General features: G+C 34.9%; 22 protein-coding genes. 17 read left to right on the top strand and 5 right to left on the bottom strand.

Annotation, left to right across the window (positions count from 1 at the left end; all coding sequences use genetic code 11):
• Positions 1-88: 88 nt before the first annotated feature.
• The gene (locus K5R64_RS04230; protein ID WP_220761216.1) at positions 89-2107 is read right to left on the bottom strand and encodes a LysM peptidoglycan-binding domain-containing protein; all 2019 of its coding nucleotides are present in this window, start codon (positions 2105-2107) and stop codon (positions 89-91) included.
• Positions 2108-2213: 106 nt separating this feature from the next.
• The gene (gene pgk / locus K5R64_RS04225) at positions 2214-3401 is read right to left on the bottom strand and encodes a phosphoglycerate kinase (protein ID WP_220761214.1); all 1188 of its coding nucleotides are present in this window, start codon (positions 3399-3401) and stop codon (positions 2214-2216) included.
• A gap of 416 nt (positions 3402-3817) precedes the next feature.
• Here pgk and K5R64_RS04220 point away from each other — a divergent pair, with 416 nt between their 5' ends.
• From K5R64_RS04220 to K5R64_RS04185, 8 genes are all read left to right on the top strand, one after another.
• Complete coding sequence (locus K5R64_RS04220) at positions 3818-4966, top strand: DNA polymerase III subunit delta' (protein WP_220761212.1); 1149 nt, start codon at positions 3818-3820, stop codon at positions 4964-4966.
• A 5-nt stretch (positions 4967-4971) separates the two neighbouring features.
• Positions 4972-5355: a DoxX family protein gene (locus K5R64_RS04215; protein ID WP_220761210.1), complete on the top strand. Its 384-nt coding sequence runs from the start codon at positions 4972-4974 to the stop codon at positions 5353-5355.
• Positions 5356-5514: 159 nt separating this feature from the next.
• Positions 5515-6024, top strand: coding sequence for an acyl-CoA thioesterase (locus K5R64_RS04210; protein ID WP_220761277.1), 510 nt, complete (start codon positions 5515-5517; stop codon positions 6022-6024).
• A gap of 98 nt (positions 6025-6122) precedes the next feature.
• Positions 6123-6983, top strand: coding sequence for a YicC/YloC family endoribonuclease (locus K5R64_RS04205; protein ID WP_220761208.1), 861 nt, complete (start codon positions 6123-6125; stop codon positions 6981-6983).
• Between the two features lie 130 nt (positions 6984-7113).
• The gene (gene gmk / locus K5R64_RS04200) at positions 7114-7686 is read left to right on the top strand and encodes a guanylate kinase (RefSeq protein ID WP_220761206.1); all 573 of its coding nucleotides are present in this window, start codon (positions 7114-7116) and stop codon (positions 7684-7686) included.
• 327 nt (positions 7687-8013) lie between these two features.
• A complete protein-coding gene (nadD, locus tag K5R64_RS04195; RefSeq protein WP_220761205.1) occupies positions 8014-8625 on the top strand; it encodes a nicotinate (nicotinamide) nucleotide adenylyltransferase in 612 nt (203 codons plus the stop codon).
• A 100-nt stretch (positions 8626-8725) separates the two neighbouring features.
• Positions 8726-10246: an MFS transporter gene (locus tag K5R64_RS04190; RefSeq protein WP_220761203.1), complete on the top strand. Its 1521-nt coding sequence runs from the start codon at positions 8726-8728 to the stop codon at positions 10244-10246.
• Positions 10247-10248: 2 nt separating this feature from the next.
• Positions 10249-10482, top strand: a complete 234-nt coding sequence (locus K5R64_RS04185; protein WP_220761201.1) for a DUF6814 family protein — start codon at positions 10249-10251, stop codon at positions 10480-10482.
• Between the two features lie 69 nt (positions 10483-10551).
• On the opposite strand, the gene K5R64_RS04180 is transcribed toward K5R64_RS04185, so the two are convergent.
• Positions 10552-11007 carry a DinB family protein gene (locus tag K5R64_RS04180; protein WP_220761199.1) on the bottom strand — a complete coding sequence of 152 codons (456 nt, stop codon included), beginning with the start codon at positions 11005-11007 and terminating at the stop codon, positions 10552-10554.
• Between the two features lie 78 nt (positions 11008-11085).
• Here K5R64_RS04180 and K5R64_RS04175 point away from each other — a divergent pair, with 78 nt between their 5' ends.
• The 7 genes from K5R64_RS04175 to K5R64_RS04145 all read left to right on the top strand — a co-directional run bounded on the left by K5R64_RS04175 (position 11086) and on the right by K5R64_RS04145 (position 18703).
• Complete coding sequence (locus tag K5R64_RS04175; protein ID WP_220761196.1) at positions 11086-11442, top strand: arsenate reductase family protein; 357 nt, start codon at positions 11086-11088, stop codon at positions 11440-11442.
• Positions 11443-11780: 338 nt separating this feature from the next.
• Positions 11781-12293, top strand: a complete 513-nt coding sequence (locus K5R64_RS04170; RefSeq protein ID WP_220761194.1) for a peptidase — start codon at positions 11781-11783, stop codon at positions 12291-12293.
• A 5-nt stretch (positions 12294-12298) separates the two neighbouring features.
• The gene (locus K5R64_RS04165) at positions 12299-13786 is read left to right on the top strand and encodes a GH3 auxin-responsive promoter family protein (protein WP_220761192.1); all 1488 of its coding nucleotides are present in this window, start codon (positions 12299-12301) and stop codon (positions 13784-13786) included.
• Positions 13783-15456 (top strand): DUF6909 family protein, encoded by a 1674-nt coding sequence (locus K5R64_RS04160; protein WP_220761190.1) that lies wholly within the window; start codon positions 13783-13785, stop codon positions 15454-15456. Before K5R64_RS04165 ends, K5R64_RS04160 begins: the two co-directional genes overlap by 4 nt.
• A gap of 80 nt (positions 15457-15536) precedes the next feature.
• Complete coding sequence (locus K5R64_RS04155; protein ID WP_220761188.1) at positions 15537-16520, top strand: UDP-glucuronic acid decarboxylase family protein; 984 nt, start codon at positions 15537-15539, stop codon at positions 16518-16520.
• 35 nt (positions 16521-16555) lie between these two features.
• Complete coding sequence (locus K5R64_RS04150) at positions 16556-17923, top strand: undecaprenyl-phosphate glucose phosphotransferase (RefSeq protein ID WP_255580298.1); 1368 nt, start codon at positions 16556-16558, stop codon at positions 17921-17923.
• Positions 17924-18703, top strand: coding sequence for a glycosyltransferase family 2 protein (locus tag K5R64_RS04145; RefSeq protein WP_220761186.1), 780 nt, complete (start codon positions 17924-17926; stop codon positions 18701-18703).
• Here the strand turns inward: K5R64_RS04145 and K5R64_RS04140 are convergent.
• Positions 18678-19997, bottom strand: coding sequence for a phenylacetate--CoA ligase family protein (locus tag K5R64_RS04140; protein ID WP_220761184.1), 1320 nt, complete (start codon positions 19995-19997; stop codon positions 18678-18680). The genes K5R64_RS04145 and K5R64_RS04140 overlap by 26 nt on opposite strands.
• A 253-nt stretch (positions 19998-20250) precedes the next feature.
• On the opposite strand from K5R64_RS04140, the gene purD reads away from it, so the two are divergent.
• Together purD and K5R64_RS04130 are read left to right on the top strand one after the other, a co-directional pair.
• Positions 20251-21525, top strand: a complete 1275-nt coding sequence (gene purD, locus K5R64_RS04135) for a phosphoribosylamine--glycine ligase (protein ID WP_220761182.1) — start codon at positions 20251-20253, stop codon at positions 21523-21525.
• Positions 21526-21769: 244 nt separating this feature from the next.
• Positions 21770-22834 (top strand): T9SS type A sorting domain-containing protein, encoded by a 1065-nt coding sequence (locus K5R64_RS04130; RefSeq protein ID WP_220761180.1) that lies wholly within the window; start codon positions 21770-21772, stop codon positions 22832-22834.
• A 189-nt stretch (positions 22835-23023) separates the two neighbouring features.
• Here K5R64_RS04130 and K5R64_RS04125 read toward each other — a convergent pair whose 3' ends face one another.
• Positions 23024-23254: a uracil phosphoribosyltransferase gene (locus K5R64_RS04125; protein ID WP_220761178.1), complete on the bottom strand. Its 231-nt coding sequence runs from the start codon at positions 23252-23254 to the stop codon at positions 23024-23026.
• Between the last annotated feature and the right edge of the window lie 126 nt (positions 23255-23380).

The raw sequence follows: 23380 nt of genomic DNA, 5'->3' as shown, positions 1-23380 counted from the left end.
TCAGGCAAAAGACCATTTTGTAGCCCAACGGAAAAAGTTTAAATTACTTCATTATAATAAAACCCAAATTTAGAGAAGATTATCGTATTTATCCGTTAATTTTTAATTTCATTCCGGGTTTAATACCTTCATCACTAATATCGTTCCATTTTTTCAAGTCGGCTATGGTAACACCCGATTTTTTAGCAATGCTATACAATGTATCTCCTTTTTGAACGTAGTAGTCCGTAGGCGATGGTTTGGCAAAAGTATCGGTTTTCTTAAAAGAATTGATACTTGCATACGAAGTGTTGATGGCTGGCTCATTTTTAGCAACAACCAAGGTCTTCCCTACAGCTACCGTTGTAGAAGCTAATTTATTCCATTGTTTTAATTCTTGTAACGAAGCACCAAACTTTTTAGCAATAGAACCAAGGTTATCCCCTTTTTGAACCACATATTGAATGTTTTTCAAAACTACAGGTGTCGTCGAAACGACCGCAACTTCTTCCTCTGTTGCTGTTGTTTTTTCACCAACTTTAAGTTTAGTTCCTAATTTGATAGCACTTCCATTTAAATCATTCCAAGCTGTAAGCTCAGCAATACTTACATTATAATTCCTAGCAATCGAATTAAGGTTGTCACCTTTTTGAACCACATAATAAGTAGCCTCCTCAGAAGTTTCCTCCTCTGCATGAGCCACCGCTTCCTCTTTACTTGTTTTCACCTCCACTGTAGTAGGTTTAGTCAACAAAGCTTTGTTGCTTTTATTAATGGAATCCGCCACACCTATTTTTAAACTTTCGCCATACGCAATAGCAGTACTATTGAGGTTATTCCATTTCATGATACTCTCGACACTTACATGGTATTTTTCGGCAATAAGAGTCAAATTATCTCCTTGTTTAACTTTATAAATTTGTGTATTCGAAGGATTTAATTGCAGGGTATCCGTTTTTGAAGTGGAACGACTTGCCACCGCACTAGCACCATTTTGGAAAGGTCCTTCTTTTCGCTCTAATTCGTGCTGCACATAAGCATAAATTTTATCTTCGTTAGAGGTAAAAAGGGCGATTTTATCTTTAGGTAATTTTAGAAAATGTTTCGCATCATTATAAACAGGAATTGTATTCAACTTATACGCCGGATTGAGTAATTGCAGTTGCTCCATAGGAACGTCTAATAAATCCGAAATTTGTTTGAAAGTCATTTCTCTTTTAATCATTACTGTATCAGTTGCAAAATGAGGTAATGAAGCTCTATTAGGTTTTATACCATGTTCTTTATGGTACTCATAAATATACATCGTAGCCAAAAAAGCAGGTACATAGCCTTGTGTTTCTTTGGGTAAATAATTGCGAATGTCCCAAAAATTTTGTTTCCCTCCTGAACGTCGAATAGCCTTAGCTACATTCCCTGGTCCCGAGTTGTATGAAGCTAACACCAACTCCCAGTCTCCAAAAATAGCATGCATATTACTCATGTACTGCGCAGCAGCCTGAGTCGCCTTTATAGGGTCGCTACGTTCGTCTAAATAAGAATCAATTTTTAAATCGTATTGTTTCCCAGTATGGTACATAAATTGCCACAAACCTGTAGCTCCCATTTTGGAAACCGCTTTGGGGTTCAAAGCAGATTCAACAATGGCCAAATATTTTATTTCTAAAGGAATGTTTTGTTTGGCAAATGTTTCTTCAAATAAGGGAAAATAATATTCTGAAACTGCCATCAAACGCTCATAGGATTTTCTGCGGTATTTTAAGAAAGACTTAATCACATTTTCCAAATTTTCATTGTATTGAATTCGGAACGGAGATTTAGCATTCATTGCTTCCAGTCTGGATTTCAACAAATCAGTAGGCAATTCATAATCTACTTTAACGCTTGTATCAATGGTTGCGATATCATGGGTCATTTCGTTGTACAAATCCAATTCGGTCAATTCTTTCATCCACATATTATCCACACAAGCAGCCAAATCATCTTTGACAAAAGTACTTTTAATAGAATCCAGATAGCTTAGGGCAGTCTCAAAACGAACAATTCCTTTGTTCTCAGCAATATCTTGCGAGAACAAAGGAATTGATACCAATAAAGAAAGCGTTATGGTGATATTTTTTATAGTCATATTTCTTTAGTTAATACGCTTATTCATAACTTGTTAAGAATAAATTAATGCAAACATACTACGTATTAACTAAAAAAAACTATAAATATTGTTAAAAATGTTGTTTTTATTCCAAAATTGCTGCAATTCCAGGTAAAACCCTTCCTTCAAGCATCTCTAACATGGCACCTCCACCAGTTGAAACATAACTCATTTTGTCTTCGAAACCAAATTGTTTTACCGCTGCAACTGAGTCACCACCTCCTACAAGAGAGAACGCACCATTAGCTGTAGATTCAGCAATAAAGTTTCCTAATTCAATTGTTCCTTTGGCAAAAGTTTCCATTTCAAAAACTCCTAATGGACCATTCCAAAGAATCGTTTTAGATTCCAAAATTACTTTTTTGAAGTTTTCTAAAGATTTTGGACCTGCATCAAGACCTTCCCATCCGTCAGGAATAGCCATTACATCTACAACTTGTGTATTAGCTGTATTCGAAAAATCATCAGCCGCTACTACATCTACTGGAATGTGAATTTGAACTCCTTTTTCTTTTGCTGCACGCAAAATTTCTAAAGCTAATTCTTGTTTATCGTCCTCACAGATAGAATTTCCTACTGTTCCTCCTAAAGCTTTGATAAATGTATAGGTCATTCCACCACCAATAATCATGTGGTCCACTTTGTCTAATATATTCTCGATAACCGTGATTTTAGAAGAAACTTTTGAACCTCCTAAAATAGCCGTAACTGGTTTTTCACTATCTTTTAAAACTTTATTGATGCTTTCAATTTCTTTGGCTAATAACGTTCCAAAACATTTAGCAGTTGGGAAAAATTGAGCAATAATGGTAGTAGAAGCGTGTGCTCTATGCGCCGTTCCAAAAGCATCATTTACATAAATATCTCCTAAAGAAGCTAATTCTTTAGAAAAAGCCACATCACCTGCTTCTTCCTCAGCATGAAAACGTAAATTTTCTAACAATAAAACTTCTCCTGCTTTTAAATCCGATGCCGCTTGTTTGGCAACTTCACCTACACAGTTAGAAGCAAATTTTACAGGAACACCTAAAATTTCAGAAGTGGTGTTTAAGATGTGTTTCAAAGAATATTTTTCCTCAGCACCTTTTGGCCTTCCTAAGTGTGACATCAAAATAACACTTCCACCATCAGCAAGAATTTTGTCAATAGTTGGTTTTGCTGACACAATACGAGTGGTATCGGTTACGTTGAAATTTTCGTCCAAAGGCACGTTAAAATCAACACGAATTATTGCTTTTTTATTGTTAAAATCAAAGTCGTTTAAAGTCTTCATTAGATTTGTTTTAAGTTTATTTTTTTCAAAGAATAGCAAATATAGAACTTTTAGATTAGTAAAATATTTGATTAATCTAAAAAAAAGCCCCTCAAGAGAACGAAAACGATGTAAGTGAATTATTTGTTTACAATATTTATCTTGGAAATCATTTTTTATACAAAAAACATCCAAATTGTGTTTTTAAAACAGTCGTAATCTTTCTGGAAGACACTTAACTAAATTTTGCTACGAATTCACAAATTACAATTAGTAAAGCAGTACAATCAGCTTCATTATTAAAAGCCATACTATGATTTGGATTTTCAAAAAATATTTCAATTCATGAATTCGTGGCATTTTAATAATCCTCGATTAACCTAGAAACTTTGCTTATTAATATTTTTGACTAATCCATTTTCTGCTATCTTTGCTTTATGCTATTTTCTGAAATTTTAGGACAAGAACATATCAAAAGCCACCTGACACAAAGTGCTAGTTCAGGACGTATTCCCCATGCGCAATTATTTGTAGGGCCTGAAGGTAGCGGTACTTTACCCATGGCCATTGCCTATGCGCAATATATTTTATGTCAAAACCAAAACGGGGAAAATACAGGAGAAAATATTGCTTGCAATCTAAAATTCGACAAAATTGCACATCCTGATTTGCATTTTGTATATCCTACGGTCACCACTGACGAAGTGAAAACCAAACCCAAAAGTATTGATTTCATTGCAGATTGGAGAACATTTGTCTTGGAACAGCCTTATGGAGGATTGTTTGACTGGTATGCCATTCTTGATGTAAAAAACAAGCAAGGCTTGATACGCGTTGAGGATGCCGCTGAAATGTTGAAAACACTCGCTCTAAAATCCTATGAAGGCGGTTATAAAATTATGATTATTTGGATGGCCGATAAAATGAATATCGAAGCCTCTAATAAATTACTTAAACTGCTGGAAGAACCACCCGAAAAAACAATTTTTATCTTAATCAGTGAAAACGAAGAGGACATCATCCAAACCATTCGTTCGCGTTGTCAGATATTGCATTTCAATGGCTTAAGCCAAAATGTAATTGCCGAAGCCTTGATTAAGAAAGAACAAATTGACGAAAAACTAGCGCAAAAAATCGCCCATCAAGCACAAGGCAATTACAACAAAGCCTTGCATTTATTGCATGATGATAGCGAAGAACACCCTTTTGAAGAATGGTTTGTTACCTGGGTGAGAGCTGCTTTTCAAGCAAAAAAAGACGCTTCAGCTATTCATGATTTGATTGTATGGAGTGAAAAAATTGCGGCCTTGGGAAGAGAAAGTCAAAAGAAATTCTTGGATTTTTGTATCGAAATGTTTCGCCAAGCCCTGATGCTCAATTATGAAGCACCTGGTTTAGTTTATTTTGAACCCAAAGTAGCTAATTTCAAATTGGAAAAATTTGCTCCCTTTGTAAACGGCAACAACATTATTGACATTTACAATGAAATTGGTGATGCCATGTACCATGTGGAACGCAATGGTAATGCCAAAATAATTTTGACCGATTTGTCTATAAAACTAACCCGACTTATTCATAAAAAATAACGATTATGAACAATCCTGCCTCTTTATTGATATTGCTATTTTTTGGGATTACCTATTTGCAATCCAGTTATGAAAAATTATTCTACTGGGACGATAATATCAATTGGATGAAATCGCATTTTGCCCAAACCCGACTAAAAAATCACGTCAAACTCGCAGTGATTAATCTAGTACTGATGGAACTAGTTTCGACCATATTGTGCTTTGTAGGTGCCATCGAATTAATTGTAAGTGATGGCAGAATTTTTGGGTTTTATGGAGCCGTATTCTCAGCTATCACCTTATTGATGATGCTTTTTGGACAACGTTTAGCCAAAGATTATGACGGAGCCAGAACCATTGTTATTTATTTTATTCCGGCCGTTATGGCTGTTTATTGGTTGAATTAAAAAATCAATTTCAATAGTCAATTCAATGGTTAATTTCAATGGAAATAGCCAATCAATAGAAAGCGAAATGGCAATAATCAAAGGCTAAAATTTCATTTCAATGAAATAATAAAATAAATTTTTTGTCTTTGTTCCCAAATTAAAAAACACCGCTACATGATGACACCCAAAACCCCTTCAGAATCTTTAACGGTATTGACTGATTTAGTTTTACCTAGTGAAACTAATCATATTCACAATCTTTTTGGTGGAGAACTTCTGGCTCGTATGGATCGAGCGGCAAGCATAGCAGCGCAACGGCACTCTCGAAGCATTTCCGTAACTGCTTCTGTCAATCATGTTGCTTTTACCAAAGCCATTTTGTTAGGAAGCGTTGTTACCATTGAAGCCAAAGTCTCTAGAGCCTTCAATAGTTCGATGGAGGTGTATATTGATGTATGGGTCGAGGACCGAAATTCTGGCGAAAAAACAAAAGCCAACGAAGCCATTTATACCTTTGTTGCCGTTACCGAAATAGGAAAACCAGTCCTAGTCCCCCCTATTGTTCCCGAAACCGAATTGGAGCAAGAACGTTACGACGGCGCATTACGACGCAAACAACTCAGTCTTTTACTCGCTGGAAAAATAAAGCCCGAAGATGCCACCGAACTCAAAGCTTTATTTCTTTAACAGAGCACTATATCCCATTCGCCTATCAGAGGTGTTCGCTTTCAAGTCTTAGTACCAAAAAACTTTTTGCGTATCTTTGACCACTCTTATAAAAATATATGATACAATCAATGACTGGTTTTGGTAAAGCTACTTTGCAATTACCAACCAAAAAAGTTACCGTAGAAGTAAAATCTTTAAATAGTAAAGGGCTTGATCTGAATGTTCGAATGCCTTCTTTATATCGCGAAATGGAATTGGGGTTGCGTACACAATTGGCTACCATACTCGAAAGAGGAAAAGTAGATTTTTCTATTTATATCGAAAGTACCGCCGAACAAACTTCAACCAAAGTCAACGTACCTATCGTCAAAGCGTATATCAATCAGTTGCGCGAAATTTATGCCGATGCCGATGCTACTGAATTGATGAAAATGGCCGTACGCTTTCCTGATACTACCAAAACAGAACGTGAAGAAATTGATCCTAACGAATGGGCACAAATACAAACTGTAATTGATGAAGCTGTTCAAAATTTAATGCTTTTTCGCAAAGATGAAGGTCAGTCTTTAGAAAAAGAATTTTTACTGCGTATCAATAATATTCGCCAGTTCATGGAAGAAGCTTTGGCTCTAGACCCAGAGCGTGTGCAAGCCATCAAAGACCGTTTGCAAACTGCCATAAACGAATTGGCTGTAAATGTGGACGAGAATCGTTTTGAACAAGAGCTTATTTATTATCTTGAAAAATTAGACATCACCGAAGAAAAAGTGCGCTTGACCAATCATTTGGATTATTTTATAGAAACCATCAACGGTACTGAAGCCAATGGTAGAAAATTAGGATTTATCACCCAAGAAATGGGAAGAGAAATCAATACAATGGGGTCCAAATCCAATCACGCTCAAATGCAAAAATTAGTCGTTCAAATGAAGGACGAATTAGAAAAAATTAAAGAACAGGTTTTGAATGTTTTATAATTGTTTTTAGTATAACAATTACATTTAAATAATCGTAAAATCTTTTTTTTTGGCAAAAAGAACAATTGCAACCTGATTCATTGGTGGAATAAGTCATAAAAAAAGATACTGAAATTAATTCAGCATAAAAATGAAAAAAGGAAAGTTAATCGTATTCTCAGCTCCCTCAGGTTCTGGAAAAACTACAATAGTAAGACATTTGCTAAAACAAGAAGATTTGAATTTAGAATTTTCTATATCAGCTGCAACACGTGAGGCTCGTGGTGCTGAAATCAATGGAAAAGACTATTATTTCATTTCGTTAGATGAATTCAAACAACACATCAAAAACGAAGATTTTGTAGAATGGGAAGAAGTCTATCGCGACAACTTTTACGGAACTCTAAAAAGCGAGGTAGAACGAATCTGGGCCTTAGGCAAAAATGTAATTTTTGACATCGATGTAGCTGGAGGTTTGCGTATCAAACATAAATTTCCCGAAGAAACATTGGCCGTTTTTGTTAAACCACCAAGTGTGGACGAATTAAAACGCCGATTGAAAGAACGCTCTACAGAGAGTGAGGACAAGATTAATATGCGCATCGCAAAAGCACATGTGGAACTCGCGACAGCACCTCAATTTGATGTCGTGATAAAAAACTACGAATTGGATGTAGCCTTACAAGAAGCTTACGAACTAGTGCGCGATTTTGTAACCAAATAAACTTTACACTCAAAAGGGAATGTTTCAATCCCATTTTTTTTATCCTAATGGCCGTCATAAAACCTAATCAAAGCGATTCGTTTGAGCTGAGATGGGATTCATGACGGCCTATTAGGTTGAACACATTCTCAAAAACTGCGACTCAAAAAAAACAAATCTTAAATTATTGATTTGATTTTTGACACATTGCTATTTATGATAGAGCAACACTAAAATAACCGATTTAATGAAGTACTAAAACTACAATTTTAGTAAATTGCAGTACCATTGGCACAACATACAATCGTTAATAAAATTACTTCACAACAAGTTACTAAACTCAAAATCATGAAAATAGGACTTTATTTTGGCACATTCAATCCCATACATGTGGGTCATTTAATTATTGCAAATCACATGGTGGAGCATACGGATTTAGATCAAGTTTGGATGGTGGTTACACCACACAATCCTTTGAAAAAAAAATCTACTTTGTTAGACGATTACCATCGTTTGCACATGGTGCATTTAGCCACCGAAAATTTTCCTAAACTCAAACCCACAGATATTGAATTCAAATTACCTCAACCCAACTATACCATCAATACATTAGTTTATCTTGAGGAAAAATACGCCAATTATGAATTTGCCCTAATCATGGGAGAAGACAATCTGAACTCTTTGCACAAATGGAAAAACTACGAAATGATTTTAAAAAATTATTCGCTGTATGTTTATCCACGATTGGAGACAAAAGACCTTGTAGCTGATGGGATGGCTAACAATACCACGAATTTTGAATTTCAAAACAATTCCAAAATCAACATGATTGAGGCACCAGTGGTCGAAATCTCTTCCACCTTTATTAGAGAAAATATTAAGAACCATAAAAACGTACAACCTCTACTACCTGTTAAAGTTTGGGAATACATAGACCATAATAATTTTTATAAAAAATAATACCTGCCTAAGTAGCTTAGAATCAAAATTGTTATTTTTTTATAAAATCATCATTTTTTTAATAATTAATTTATATTTGTTTTCACCAAAACAACTATAAATGGACAAAACTGCAACAAAAGGAATCTGGAAGGTCATCTCGGCCTCCTCGATGGGAACTTTAATAGAATGGTATGATTTTTATATTTTTGGTAGTTTAGCGGTCGTTATTTCTACTAAATTTTTTCCTGAAGACAACCCTACTGCTGCTTTTCTTTCCACTTTAGCCACCTTTGCGGCTGGTTTTGTGGTGCGCCCTTTTGGAGCTCTTTTCTTTGGGCGATTGGGTGATTTAATTGGTAGAAAATACACTTTTATGGTTACCCTCTTATTAATGGGAGGTGCCACGTTTGCCATAGGATGCGTCCCCAGTTACAGCACTATCGGATTTATGGCTCCTTTTTTGGTTTTACTATTGCGTTTGCTCCAAGGATTGGCTTTAGGTGGTGAATATGGTGGAGCGGCTACCTATGTTGCAGAACATGCCCCAAAAAACCAGCGAGGCTACTGGACCTCTTGGATACAAACCACTGCTACCGCAGGATTATTTGTTTCATTAATGGTTATATTAACCACTCGCAACCTGTTGACCAAAGAACAATTTGATTTATGGGGATGGAGAGTTCCATTTTGGGTTTCCTTGATAATGGTGTATGTTTCGTACTTGATTCGACAAAAAATGCATGAATCACCTGCTTTTGCTAAGGCAAAATCAGAAGGAAAAACAAGTACCAATCCGTTAAAAGACAGTTTTGGCAATCGCTACAATCTTAAGTTTGTTTTACTAGCCTTATTTGGAGCTACTATGGGACAAGGGGTAATTTGGTACACGGGGCAATTTTACGCCATGAGTTTTATGAAAACTGTCATGCACATTGATTCTTCACAAGTAGATGAACTCCTTGGTATTGCATTACTCCTTGGTACGCCTTTTTTTATCTTTTTTGGCTGGTTGAGCGACAAAATAGGTAGAAAATCCATTATGATGGCGGGAATGCTAATCGCAGTTGTTTCCTATCGTCCTATTTATAAAATGATGTACGAAACGGTTTCTGTCAAAAACAAAACCGAAATAAATCCTTCTACACCCCCAGTTGTTTCCACTAAAGAAAACCCAACAACACCCCTTACACTCACTACCACCAATAAAAATTATACGGATGGAACCACGCTAGAAGAAATTAAAACCACCCATTATACCGCAGATGGATTATCCATTGCAAAAGAAGACACCGCAACCACCATTACTATCAATTCACATGACAAATGGACATTAATATTTCTAGTCTTTATCCAAGTGTTATTTGTAACGATGGTCTATGGGCCTATTGCAGCGTTCTTAGTCGAAATGTTTCCGCTTAAAATTAGATACACCTCGATGTCATTGCCCTATCATGTAGGAAACGGAATCTTTGGGGGCTTGTTACCCGCAATTTCTACTTATTTGGTTACCAATGCTAAAGACGCTGGCGATGTAGAATTTTATTTGGAAGGACTTTGGTATCCTATTATTATCGCATCGGTTAGTTTTGTGATAGGAATGATTTATTTGGATAGAAAAAACAACACTGAAAACGATTAACTATGAACACAATCAAAAAAATTTTAGGAGTGCTTTGGTTATTATTAGCGGTGGCAGCTGCTTATTTTTGCATCTTTATTTTTGGCTTGCCAAAATTAGAAACCGGCAAACAAGAAGACTTGGTTTTTGGGATTATCATTCTTTTTATACTTACCCCATTAATTGTTTTAGGACTTGGGACTTTTGGTTATTTTGCCCTACTTGGCGAATACAACTCTAACAAAAACAAAGCTTAACAAGAAAAAATCCCCAAAGCACTTGAAAAAACCAAACGCTTTGGGGAAATTTATTATTGTATCAGCGTATTAGACTAATTTTTTCAAACGCATCATGATTCCTAAGTGAAGGCCTTCATGAAAAACATTAAAAGTAAGGGCATCCGAAATACTTTTAATCACAAAGCCTGTAGACGTAGGATATTCTGAATAATTCACAAAAACACCGTTGTTATAATCCTTCTCTGTCTGAACCAAAGTTTCCTCCAATAAGGCTTTTACTTGATGCACTTCCTCTTGAGTAGCTGGCGCAGTAACCGCAGTTCCTTTTTTATACCGCTCTACTAATTCATCCGAAACCAACATAGGTAAGCCCGATAATTTATAAACTAATAACTGCTGGGTCACCACCACATGAGCAATATTCCAAAACAAATTGTTGCTATATCCTTCTGGAATGGTATTTAACTGCTCGAGTGAAAAATTTTCTAAAATCTGTCCCGCTAATTTTCGCTGGGTTCTGGAAACTTCAAATATGGAATTCATTTTTTTATTTTTTTTGCTAAAAATAATCAATTTCCATCGTAAATAAAGTTACTTTGTACTTAAAAAAAAGACACTTTTATGAACAAAATATATTATTTAGCCAGTTGCGATACCTGTCGAAAAATTATCAAAGCCTTACCTAAAGACCTAGAACTTGAGTTTCACGACATCAAACAAAATCCACTTACGGAACCAGAAATAGAACAATTGCACCAATTATCAGGCAGTTACGAAGCCCTTTTTAGCAAAAAAGCTGTAATGTATAAAACCCTCGACCTCAAAAATAAAAACCTAACTGAGGCTGATTATAAAAAATACCTTCTGGAACACTACACCTTTTTGAGCAGGCCTGTTTTTATCATTGACCAGCAAATCTACATTGGCAACAGCCAACAAAACATACTCAAAGTCCATAAAGCCTTAGGGCTTGTATAACCCCAATTTTATTTTGGGCATGCCACCAGTAGTCAAAAGGGCTTTCCTATGATGGAGAGTACAAAGCCCTTTTGACTACTGCTGTCGGGCTATACGCGCTACTTTGGTAGCTTGCTTCTATCCCTCATGCACACCCGGCTCATACCTGAAATTTTTTCCTCCTTTTCCTGTTTTGCATCCCCAATCATTTCCTAACTTAGTTGAGTCGTTAGTATTTATTTAAACACCTTAAACCACACCAAAAAAACAATTCGAATACTGCAACATACTGGAAGTGGCAAGAGGGAAAATAATTTGGTTTACATTAATTATTATATTTGTGACATATAGAAAAAATCATGGCTGGAAAACGATTGAAACGCAAAAAACTTCACAGTAAATTATTCACAAAAAACCGTTTGGTGATTTTGAATGAGGATACTTTTGAAGAAATTTTTTCACTCAAATTGACCTTAATGAATGTCTTTGTAGTAGCAACATTGGGTGCCCTATTTTTAATCTCGATTACCACCTTTATCATTGCTTTTACACCGTTAAGAGAATACATTCCGGGTTATTCCTCTTCTAAACTCAAACGTGATGCCACAGAGCTAGCCTTAAAATCCGATTCGTTACTTATCGCTTTGAAGAAAAACGAAGCCTATATTCAGTCCATTCAAAAAGTTCTAAATGGAGAATTAGAATATGCAAAATTCAACAAAGACTCAATTCTTGTCGAAACCGAAGCCCCGTCACCCAAACTGGACGTGAACGCCTCTGAAAAAGAACTGCTACTGAGAACCAAAGTAGAACAAGAAGAAAAAAAAGCATCCAAATTACCCCAAACTAAGGTACAACCTACCAAAAAATAAAAAGCATGTTTATAAAATCAATTGCTGCCAAAATATTCGCTAAAAAAGTGTTCCAAAAAACACAACTTTGGGCAACAAATCCTATTGCAACCCAACAAGCTGTTTTTGATTCTTTAGTAGCTAACGCCCGCAAGACACAATTTGGTATTGACCATCATTTTGACACCATTCAAAATTACCAAGACTTTGCCCAACGCGTTCCCGTAAGAGATTACGAAGATTTAAAACCCTATATTGAAAAAGTGGTTCAAGGACAAGAAAACATTTTGTGGCCAGGTAAACCTATTTATTTTGCCAAAACTTCGGGTACTACCTCAGGAGCTAAATACATTCCGCTTACCAAAGAATCGATGCCTTATCATATTGAAGCCGCTCGTAATGCCATCCTTCATTACATTCACGAAACAGGCAAGGCTGATTTTGTTTCTGGAAAAATGATTTTTTTACAAGGAAGTCCTATACTCGAAAAGAAAAACGGAATTCAGTTTGGTCGTCTCTCAGGAATCGTAGCGCATTTTGTTCCTAAATATTTGCAAAAAAACCGCATGCCCTCTTGGAAAACCAACTGTATGGAAGATTGGGAAGCCAAAATTGATGCGATTGTCGATGAAACCATTCAAGAAAACATGACGGTCATTTCAGGTATTCCTTCTTGGGTACAAATGTACTTTGAGCGATTGGAACAAAGAGCAGGAAAACCCGTTGGAGACATTTTCAAAAACTTTAATTTGTTCATATACGGTGGGGTGAATTACGAACCGTACCGAGCCAAATTTGAAAATTTAATCGGTCGTAAAGTGCCCAGCATTGAACTTTTCCCTGCTTCAGAAGGTTTTTTTGCTTACCAAGATTCCCAAACTGAGAAAGGCATGTTGTTGTTGTTGAATTCAGGTATCTTTTATGAATTCATCAAAAGTGACGAATTTTACACGGATAAACCTAGACGCTACACCATTGGCGAAGTCGAACTAGGCGTGAATTACGTTTTGATTATTTCAACAAATGCAGGACTTTGGGCATACAACATTGGGGACACAATACAGTTTACCTCTTTAAAACCCTATCGAGTGATTGTTTCAGGAAGAATCAAACATTATATTTCGGCTTTTGGAGAACACGTTATCGGTAAAGAAGTCGAATCTGCCTTACAAGAAGCCATGGAAGGAACGGAGATTCGAGTGAATGAGTTTACAGTAGCTCCACAAATTACGCCCAAAGAAGGTTTGCCTTACCATGAATGGTTTATCGAATTTGAAAATGACCCTCAGGATCTAGACGCTTTTGCCGAAGCGATAGATACCGCAATGCGCAAACAAAACATCTACTACGACGATTTGATTGTGGGGAATATTTTGCAAAAAGTAGTGATAACCAAAGTCGCTAAAAATGGGTTTCAGGAATACATGAAATCAATAGGCAAATTAGGCGGTCAAAATAAAGTACCTCGCTTAGCGAATGATAGAAAAATTGTGGATTTATTACCTACATTATGACAGAAACTAAAAATTTAAAAATAACTCGAGCCCAAGAATCTTCGGCTGCCATTGAAAAAATGTACATCACCATGCGTCATTTATTCAACCGTGGTTTTTACAAACCCATGGGTATATCTGGAGATAGTTTACGAGAAGCATTATTGGCTTTACGACCAGAAATTTATGGTCATATTGTAGATGAAAAAGTAGAACTTAAGGGACTACTCTATGTTATAGAACGATTACCAATGGGTATCGAAGAATGCCGATTTATCAATTTAACTTCGCATGAAGGCTATGATAAATCTCATTTTAAAGTGATTATTCCCCCAAAGCGTCGTCGTAATTGTTACCGTATCGATGATGACTTGATGCATATTGAAATCACACGTGGTCGTTCAGACATTTACGATATTTTGACACACCTCACATTTATCTTCATTGAGTCACACAAAATTCGCCATCGAGTGACCCTTGACGAAGGGGGTGAAATTTCTAGAGATTGGGAAAAATTAGAGCAAGCCGTTACGCAAAAGAAAAAACTAAGCTTGATTGAACGAGAAAAAACCATCTCGCATACGGCCAATATTCTAGGGAGAACCTTCGAAGATATTTCAGATATTTATGATGCCTTTGGAAGCATAGCAGCTCCAGATCGTTTTTTACATATTATCTATTGGCTGGGTAAACTCGCCATTAGCGAAGTAGCCGAAGACAAAAAAAGAACCATAACTTTTAGTCCTATATTAAGAGAACGTTTAGGTCATCACATTCATGGTGAAATTTGGGCCACTCGTATTAAGGAAGTCCTAAAAACGAATGCCCTTTTACACCGTCCCATCCATGTTATTAGTGCCAATATGCACTCTGTGATGAACTCCTTATTTGCAACTTATGTTTTGAAATCCAAATTCAAGGACCATTCGGATTTTTCTATTTATGAAGAATTAAGCAAATCAGATGCGGGAGATTTACGTAGAAAAGTAGAAGAACATGCTGAAAAAAATGGGATGCTCTTTTTACCCGATACCTCTGGCACAAATATCGATGTGCAAATTTTTGACACTGCCAAAATCGATTGGAGTCACACCTCTTTCCCTGATACTATTTTGGGAGAACAAAAACCTGTTTTGATTGTTATGGATTATGCTTTTGGGGAACAGGCTTATGAAACGATTGATGAATTACTAAAACCCTACAAAAAGGATGTTTTCTTAAATGTAGCGTCGGTATCCATTATGGGGAAAGCAGGAATTTTAGAAGGAGGAAAAGGCGACATCATGATACCTAACGCGCATATCAATGAAGGAACAGCCGATAATTATTATTTTGAAAATGAGTTAACAGCCTGTATGTTTGAAGGAAATGGCATCTCGGTCTATTCAGGACCTATGGTCACAGTGTTGGGTACATCGTTACAAAACAGGGATTTATTAAAGTTTTTTCACGAATCGACTTGGGGCGTTATCGGACTCGAAATGGAAGGTTCTCATTATCAAAAAGCCATCCAATCGGCCTCAAAAATTAGAAAAAGCATACCCAAAGATGTCAAAGTACGCTACGCTTACTATGCCTCTGATAATCCACTAGAAACAGGTAGCACCTTAGCCTCTGGAGGATTAGGAACAACAGGTGTAAAACCAACGTATTTAATTACAATTAAAATATTGGAACAAATTTTAAGATAATAAACCCGCATTTGCTTTTTATTTTAGACAAAAAACCTTTTTTTTACAGTAATTTTAACAAAATACACTCCAATTAAACTATGAAAAGAATACTTATTACAGGTGCTGCAGGATTTTTAGGATCTCATTTGTGTGATCGTTTTATCAAAGAAGGGTATCGTGTAATAGGTATGGACAATTTGATTACAGGAGATTTGAAGAACATTGAACATTTATTCAAATTAGAAAATTTTGAATTTTATCATCATGATGTAAGCACTTATGTTCATGTTTCAGGACAATTGGATTATATTTTGCACTTTGCCTCTCCAGCAAGTCCCATAGATTATTTAAAAATCCCTATTCAAACCCTCAAAGTTGGTTCGCTAGGAACACACAATTTATTAGGATTAGCCAAAGCTAAAAATGCTCGAATCTTAATTGCTTCAACCTCTGAGGTATATGGAGACCCATTGGTGCATCCACAAACCGAAGATTACTACGGCAATGTCAATACGATAGGGCCACGGGGGGTCTATGACGAAGCCAAACGTTTTCAAGAATCTATTACTATGGCCTACCATACTTTTCATGGCTTAGAAACAAGAATTGTGCGTATTTTTAACACCTACGGCCCTAGAATGCGACTCAATGATGGCCGTGTTATTCCCGCCTTCATAGGACAAGCTTTGCGAGGTGAAGACTTAACAATTTTTGGAGACGGCATGCAAACCCGCTCTTTTTGTTATGTAGATGATCAGGTAGAAGGAATTTTTAGATTGTTACATTCTGATTATGTGTATCCTGTAAACATTGGGAATCCCGATGAAATCACCATCAAAGATTTTGCTGACGAAATCATCAAACTTACCGGAACCAATCAAAAAGTTGTTTACCATCCACTTCCTATAAATGACCCGTTGCAAAGACAACCTGATATTACTAAAGCCAAAGAATTATTAGGCTGGGAACCTAAAGTGAGTCGTTCAGAAGGAATGAAAATCACTTATGATTATTTTAAATCTTTATCGCCAGAAGAATTATCAAAAGAAGAACACAAAGATTTTTCTGATTATATTAAATAACTCACCTATACTTTTTCCAATTTAAAAACAAAAGTATGACACTCACGCGTATAGGTAGATATTCAAAATACATAAGGCCCATCAGTATAATTACAGATATGTTGATTATCATTACCTTAAGCACCTGCTTATTCAAGGGGCTTAATTTTAATGTCAATAATTATACTGCTTATTTACTTTTGAGTTGGAGTGCTGTTGCCTTTTTTAGTAAATTTTATCACGTGTATCGCTTTACCACACTGATTGAAATTTCGACTAAAATCACCCGACAACAGATCATCTTTTTTTTATTGGCTATAGCCTATTTTCCATTTACTTCACAGGCTATTTTTAATCAATGGATTATTCTTTGTTTTTTTGTTTTAAGTACACTTTCGATAGCATTAGCCAAGTTTTTACTTTTTTATTTGTTAAAAGAGTACCGCCTTATCACAGGAAGCAATAATCGAAAAACCATTATCATTGGTCACTCCAATCAGGCAGTAGAATTAAAAAAATTGTTTGATTCCAGAACAGATTATGGTTACCAATTTTTAGGCTATTTTTCAGATAAAAAAGAAGGTCCAGAAATTAAGGGAAAATTTGAAGATGTAAAACCTTATGTTGTTGACAACAACGTAGATGAAGTTTACTGTTCGCTACATGACTTATCCAATGAAAAATTAAAAGATTTGGTTGGCTTTATGTATGAAAACAACCGAACATTAAAATTTATTCCAGATACAAAAGCTATTTTTTCAAAGAATTTAAAAATAGATTATTACGAACTATTTCCAGTACTTTCACTAAAAAACAGTGTGCTTAATGAACCCGAAGTTCAATTCATCAAGCGACTATTTGACCTTGTTTTTTCGTTAATCATCATTGTCTGTTTTCTTTCTTGGGTTGTACCTATTATTAGCCTTCTAATCAAACTAGAATCCAAAGGTCCAATTTTCTTTAAACAAGGCCGTCCTGGTATCAACCAAGAAGAATTTATTTGTTATAAATTTCGCTCCATGTATGTCAACGATACCTCTGAAAACGAAACCAAACGAAATGATCCTCGAATCACTAAAATTGGACAATTTTTACGTAAAACCAGTCTGGACGAACTTCCACAATTTTTCAATGTCTTATTAGGAGATATGTCTATAGTAGGTCCTAGACCACAGTTGTGGATTCACAATAACGCTTACAGAAACAAAATAAAAAAATATTTTGTGAGACTCAGTGTAAAACCAGGCATCACTGGTTTAGCGCAAGTAAGTGGACACCGAGGCGAGATTAATAATGAAAAAGACATGGAAAACAGAATAAAATATGATGTGTTTTATATTGAAAACTGGTCATTATTTTTAGATTTAAAAATCATTTTTCAAACCATTGTAAATATTTTAATGGGAGATAAAAAAGCGTTTTAGATGAATGAATTGGTCTCTATAATCATCCCAACTTATCAATCTGAAAAATACATTTCAGCAACAATTCAATCGGTACAAAACCAAATACATACAAATTGGGAAATTATCCTTGTTGATGATGCTTCTACGGATACTACTATGGCTATTGTAAAAGCCATGGCCAAGGATGATTCTAGAATTAAATATATTGAACTACACCAAAATTCAGGTACAGGAATAGCACGAAATACTGCTTTGAATCAAGCACAAGGAAGGTATATTGCCTTTTTGGATGCGGATGATTTATGGAAACCTGAAAAGCTGTCTATACAACTTGCTTTCCTCAACAAACATAAGGTTCCTTTTACCTTTTCTGCTTATGATTGTATCGATGAAGATGGAAACCCTATGAATAAAAGAGTCGTTCCTCCTCAAAAATTAACCTACAGGCAATTGTTTTTTTGCAATTATATTGGCAATCTTACAGGGATTTATGATACGCATTTTTTTGGAAAAATACCCATTTCATCTTCCAGAAAACGTCAGGATTGGATGCATTGGTTAACGCTTTTAAAAAAAATAAAAAAAGCTAATGCCGTTCCTGAAAGTTTGGCTTATTATAGAGTGCGTACCCATTCTCTATCGGCTTCCAAATTTGATTTAATTCAACATAATTTTGCAGTGTACAAGGACCATCATGGGTACAATTGGCCAGTAGCTTTAGCGTGTATGGCTGTTTTTTTGATTACTCAATTAGCCATAAAACCCTTTTACATCAAGCGGTTGTCAAAGCCGATTTGAATTGTTTGAGTTTTCCTCTTTTTGACCTATTAAGCACTTCTTTTTTTATAAAAATAAAATTCAAATGAGGTTCTAGGTACAAATCAATTGCCTTTTTAATTTTTTGTATTTGGGCGTCGTTTAATTCGGTTTCACTCACATATTTTATTTCAAATGTATCTAGCTGTGTTTGTTTGATAATAAATTCTTTAACATGGCCATCGTCTTCAATAATACTTTTGGTCACATAATAAAAAATGAGACCTGGTGATTTTTTACCACTTGGAAAATGTACTACATCATTAGTTCTTCCGATAAGTTTTTTTAGAATTGGTTTATCAACAGTACTGTTTGCATCCAAAACGCCAATATCTCCTATATCGTAGCGTATAAATGGATGTGCCTTATTAAACAATGATGTAATCACTACCCTACCCTCTTTTCCATAAGGCAAAACGGCATTGTTCTCGTCCAAAATTTCAACGTACAATGTTTCTGCATTGATGAGCCATTCTCCCTCTGTGTTTTGAAAAGCAATCAAATCCAATTCGGATGCGCCATATTCATTCACAATTGGAATTCCCAATTGAGTTTCCAATAACTTTTTGTCCTTTTCAAAAAGCATTTCGGAGGTTACCATACAGACTTTCAAACTAGGACAAATCGTTTTAAGTACAATCCCCTTTCTTTGTAAAAACTTAGCAAATAAAACAATCGAACTCGTATAACCATTGATGTAATCAAATTTTTTAGATTGAAAACGAACCAAAAATGTTTCTAAATGTTCATCTGATAAATCAAAAACAGAAAAACGATACCTACGACTTAAAAAATCTTTGAGACGTTCCTTTGTATTGCCTAAAAAATCTTTAGGAATACCATAAAACCGGGCTTGATAGGAATAATTAAGATTGATGTTATGCCAACCAAAACGCATAAAATTCGAGGCCCAAGTCAAGGCATGACAATATTTATCTTTGGCAAAAATAAATGGTGTTCCACTAGAACCTGAAGTTTTATTTAAATATACATTGTTGACATTATGCCCTTTAGAAAGTCTCTTCTTGAGAGACTTTTGTAAGTTCTGCTTATTTAAAACAGGCAATTTTTCCCATTCGCTTGAAGATATTCCCCCAGCCAATTCTCTATAAAATGGATTGTTTTGGAGATGATAATCAACAATGGCTTTTTTGTGATTTTCAATAAATTGAATTTTCTCTTTGGGAGCTAACTGAACAATTTTATCCAAATCTTGTTTGGCTTTCTTTATTGGAAAACGATTAAGACGTAACGTTAAATCAAAAAGTGAAAACATCGGGCAAGTTTTCATCAAAAATAGTACTAAACTATGCTCAGGACAAATGAATGTGCAAAAAAGCATTCGTTAAGTTACCGTTTTATTAAAAAAATGACTTTAGAATAAATTAATTTACGATAATTCCGTAGAAAACTGTTTATTTAAAATTCAAAAAACACAATAATTTACGAATTAGCAGGAGAAAACGCATCTGTTTATTTATAAACAATTATTTTTGCACCATCATTAAAAAAATAAAAAAACATTACTCATGAATATTTTACTACTAGGTTCAGGCGGAAGAGAGCATGCATTTGCTTGGAAAATGATTCAAAGTCCACTTTGTGACACCCTTTTTGTAGCGCCAGGAAATGCAGGAATGGCCTCTATTGCCACAATTGTTGCCATTTCACCTACTGATTTTGAAGCCGTAAAAACCTTGGTTTTGGAAAACAACATCCAAATGGTAGTAGTTGGTCCTGAAGACCCATTAGTAAAAGGTGTTTTTGATTTCTTTAAAAATGATGCTCAATTGACGGAAATTCCTGTGATTGGACCTTCGCAATTAGGTGCACAATTAGAAGGAAGTAAAGAATTTGCAAAAGAATTTTTGGTAAAACACAATATCCCAACAGCTGCTTACGATAGTTTTACAGCTGAAACTGTTGAGCAAGGCTGTGCGTTCTTAACTACTTTGCAACCTCCGTATGTATTAAAAGCAGACGGATTAGCTGCTGGAAAAGGTGTATTGATTATTCAAGACTTAGCAGAAGCACAAGCCGAGTTGAGAAACATGTTAGTAGGACAAAAATTTGGTGCCGCTAGTGAAAAAGTTGTGATTGAAGAGTTCTTAGACGGAATTGAATTGAGCTGTTTTGTGTTGACTGATGGTAAAAGCTATAAAATACTGCCAACAGCCAAAGATTACAAACGTATTGGTGAAGGAGATACTGGACTCAACACAGGAGGTATGGGTGCCGTTTCTCCAGTATCTTTTGTGACAGATGAGTTGATGCAAAAAATTGAAACTCGCATTGTACAACCTACAGTAGCTGGTTTACAAAAAGATAATATTACCTATAACGGTTTTATTTTCATTGGATTAATCAATGTAAAAGGAGAACCTATCGTGATTGAGTACAATGTACGTATGGGCGACCCAGAAACAGAAGTGGTGATTCCAAGATTGAAAACTGATTTAGTGGAATTGTTTTTGGCAGTTGCCAATCAAAAATTAGACGAAATCAACCTTGAAATTGATGAAAGAAGCGCTACTACCGTAATGCTAGTTTCAGGTGGTTATCCTGAAGATTTCGAAAAAGGGAAGAAAATAACCGGACTAGAAAACGTGACGGATTCAATTGTATTTCACGCTGGAACCAAACTAGAAGGTACTGATGTAGTGACCAATGGTGGTCGTGTCATGGCAATAACATCCTACGGGGAGAATTTTCAAGAGGCTTTGAAAAAGTCGTATACCAATGTAGAAAAAATTCAATTTGAGAAAAAGAATTTTAGAAGAGATATAGGGAATGATTTATTGTAAACCCTTATAGCTTAGATTTATATATAAAGAAGAGCATAGCTATTACTTTTACCATACATTTAATCAAGGACAATAATAGAAAGTTGTAACTATTAAAATGGTTACAACTTTTTTGTTTTAAAAAATGAGAAACGCTTAAAAATAGATTATTTTTGATTCGAAAATTAGTTCAGGCATAGGTAGTACAAGATAAGAGTTTTGTTAAAGCTTTGCAATTTGACTTCAATTAAAATATGATAGTAAGATGATTAAATCCTTAGTTTTTGGAATATTCTTTTTAGCAACCCTTAGTTATGGACAAGAAAGAATTCTACTCAATGAAAACTTTAACGATAATGGAAATGCTTGGGATTTAAGACCAACTGCAAAAGAATTTATAGTAAATATTGATAAAGGAGTTTTACATTTAGAAAAACTCCATAAAAACTTCGATAATAGGGGATGTTTGTGGTATTCCAAAGAGATTGACAGTTTGGATACATCCAAAAATTTTTCCATAGTTGTTGATGCTAAGCAAATTAGTGGTGGCGATTTTAAGGATGTTTTAGATATTCAATGGGGTGTTTCATCAAAAAGATATATTAAAGAAAAGGCAATGCTCTACCAATTGGATATTCATTTGGATGGTTTTGTATGGTTAAAATTTTATCAATCAAAATGGGATTACTTTAATAAAGTAAACATCAAAAGAAAATTAGAAGAAATCGGTTTTGACCCAAAAGCTAAAAACAGATATGAAGTTCTTCAGGAAGAGGGGTTTGTTAGATTAAAAATTAACGGACAAGAAGTCTATAAACAATATATTTTGCCTATTGATGGAAATTGTATAGGTTTTCAACATTGTTTAAAAGGAGCTTGGGAAATCGATCAGATTATTGTGTCTCAGCTTTTACCAATTAAGAACAGTAACATAGAAAAAGAAACAATCATTGTAGATAGCCAAACTCTTATTGCTGAAAATGACACTATAACGGATACGACAGATAAATTAGTAAATAATATTTCTGTTATTTCTAAGCCTATAGCCGATCAAGGATTACAAGTATTTAAAAAAGAAGAGTTGGTCATATATCCAAATCCCTTTAAAGAAGCCTTCAATGTACAATTTAACTTAGACGAAGACGGTTTTGTTAATTTGTATCTTTTTAATATTAGTGGACAGCTAATGAAAACCGAAACTAAAAACTTTCAAAAAGGAGATGTAACGTTTATGTTGGAGGCAGTTGTGCCTACTGGCGTTTATATAGTGAGAGTTGTGACTAAGAATAATAGTAACCTGTACAAGAAAATTATTAGAGTAGCTGATTAATTTTCAAGAAGATTTGAAAAAATCGTATGCCAATGTGGATAAAATTCAATTTGAGAAAATGAATTTCAGAAGAGATATTGGAAAATATTTATTATAATTCATCTCAACAAATAAAAAAATCCTCAATCTAACTTTTAAGATTGAGGATTTTTTATTTTCGGAAACTGCTTAATAGTAGTTACGTCGCTATTATTTCAAAAATGAATGAGCAGTTGTGTCTTGGTTCTCTGTTCCTGCTTCATCAAAAATTTGTAATTGTTTGATCCAATAAACAATAGCTACTGAACAGATAATCATAAAAATCCAGTTGATGGTATTGGCTCCAAACCAAGTCACTAATTCAAGTGAACGTAAAAAATCTAAAGGAGCAAATAAAATATCTACAAATAAATATTGAATTCCTTCGAAAAATGCTTTCATATCGTAAAAAATTATGTTGTTTTTTTAATTTAATCAACTGTAAATTCCTTTTTTAAAAGAAACTTTTCAACTTGAAGCCTTCCTTTTTAAACAAATAGTATATTTACAGTCACAAAAGTATAAAAT

Origin of the sequence: Flavobacterium sp. UMI-01 (genome assembly GCF_019656315.1) — a bacterium.
Taxonomy (GTDB): domain Bacteria; phylum Bacteroidota; class Bacteroidia; order Flavobacteriales; family Flavobacteriaceae; genus Flavobacterium.
This window is presented reverse-complemented; position numbering and strand designations above follow the sequence as displayed.

Coding starts and splice junctions, on each gene's coding strand:
- gmk (WP_220761206.1), top strand. CDS start 7,114: ATGAAAAAAGGAAAGTTAATCGTATTCTCAGCTCCCTCAGGTTCTGGA.
- K5R64_RS04190 (WP_220761203.1), top strand. CDS start 8,726: ATGGACAAAACTGCAACAAAAGGAATCTGGAAGGTCATCTCGGCCTCC.
- K5R64_RS04210 (WP_220761277.1), top strand. CDS start 5,515: ATGACACCCAAAACCCCTTCAGAATCTTTAACGGTATTGACTGATTTA.
- K5R64_RS04175 (WP_220761196.1), top strand. CDS start 11,086: ATGAACAAAATATATTATTTAGCCAGTTGCGATACCTGTCGAAAAATT.
- K5R64_RS04215 (WP_220761210.1), top strand. CDS start 4,972: ATGAACAATCCTGCCTCTTTATTGATATTGCTATTTTTTGGGATTACC.
- nadD (WP_220761205.1), top strand. CDS start 8,014: ATGAAAATAGGACTTTATTTTGGCACATTCAATCCCATACATGTGGGT.
- K5R64_RS04150 (WP_255580298.1), top strand. CDS start 16,556: ATGACACTCACGCGTATAGGTAGATATTCAAAATACATAAGGCCCATC.
- K5R64_RS04170 (WP_220761194.1), top strand. CDS start 11,781: ATGGCTGGAAAACGATTGAAACGCAAAAAACTTCACAGTAAATTATTC.
- K5R64_RS04130 (WP_220761180.1), top strand. CDS start 21,770: ATGATTAAATCCTTAGTTTTTGGAATATTCTTTTTAGCAACCCTTAGT.
- K5R64_RS04180 (WP_220761199.1), bottom strand. CDS start 11,007: ATGAATTCCATATTTGAAGTTTCCAGAACCCAGCGAAAATTAGCGGGA.
- K5R64_RS04230 (WP_220761216.1), bottom strand. CDS start 2,107: ATGACTATAAAAAATATCACCATAACGCTTTCTTTATTGGTATCAATT.
- K5R64_RS04205 (WP_220761208.1), top strand. CDS start 6,123: ATGATACAATCAATGACTGGTTTTGGTAAAGCTACTTTGCAATTACCA.
- K5R64_RS04165 (WP_220761192.1), top strand. CDS start 12,299: ATGTTTATAAAATCAATTGCTGCCAAAATATTCGCTAAAAAAGTGTTC.
- K5R64_RS04160 (WP_220761190.1), top strand. CDS start 13,783: ATGACAGAAACTAAAAATTTAAAAATAACTCGAGCCCAAGAATCTTCG.
- K5R64_RS04145 (WP_220761186.1), top strand. CDS start 17,924: ATGAATGAATTGGTCTCTATAATCATCCCAACTTATCAATCTGAAAAA.
- K5R64_RS04220 (WP_220761212.1), top strand. CDS start 3,818: ATGCTATTTTCTGAAATTTTAGGACAAGAACATATCAAAAGCCACCTG.
- pgk (WP_220761214.1), bottom strand. CDS start 3,401: ATGAAGACTTTAAACGACTTTGATTTTAACAATAAAAAAGCAATAATT.
- K5R64_RS04125 (WP_220761178.1), bottom strand. CDS start 23,254: ATGAAAGCATTTTTCGAAGGAATTCAATATTTATTTGTAGATATTTTA.
- K5R64_RS04155 (WP_220761188.1), top strand. CDS start 15,537: ATGAAAAGAATACTTATTACAGGTGCTGCAGGATTTTTAGGATCTCAT.
- K5R64_RS04140 (WP_220761184.1), bottom strand. CDS start 19,997: ATGTTTTCACTTTTTGATTTAACGTTACGTCTTAATCGTTTTCCAATA.
- K5R64_RS04185 (WP_220761201.1), top strand. CDS start 10,249: ATGAACACAATCAAAAAAATTTTAGGAGTGCTTTGGTTATTATTAGCG.
- purD (WP_220761182.1), top strand. CDS start 20,251: ATGAATATTTTACTACTAGGTTCAGGCGGAAGAGAGCATGCATTTGCT.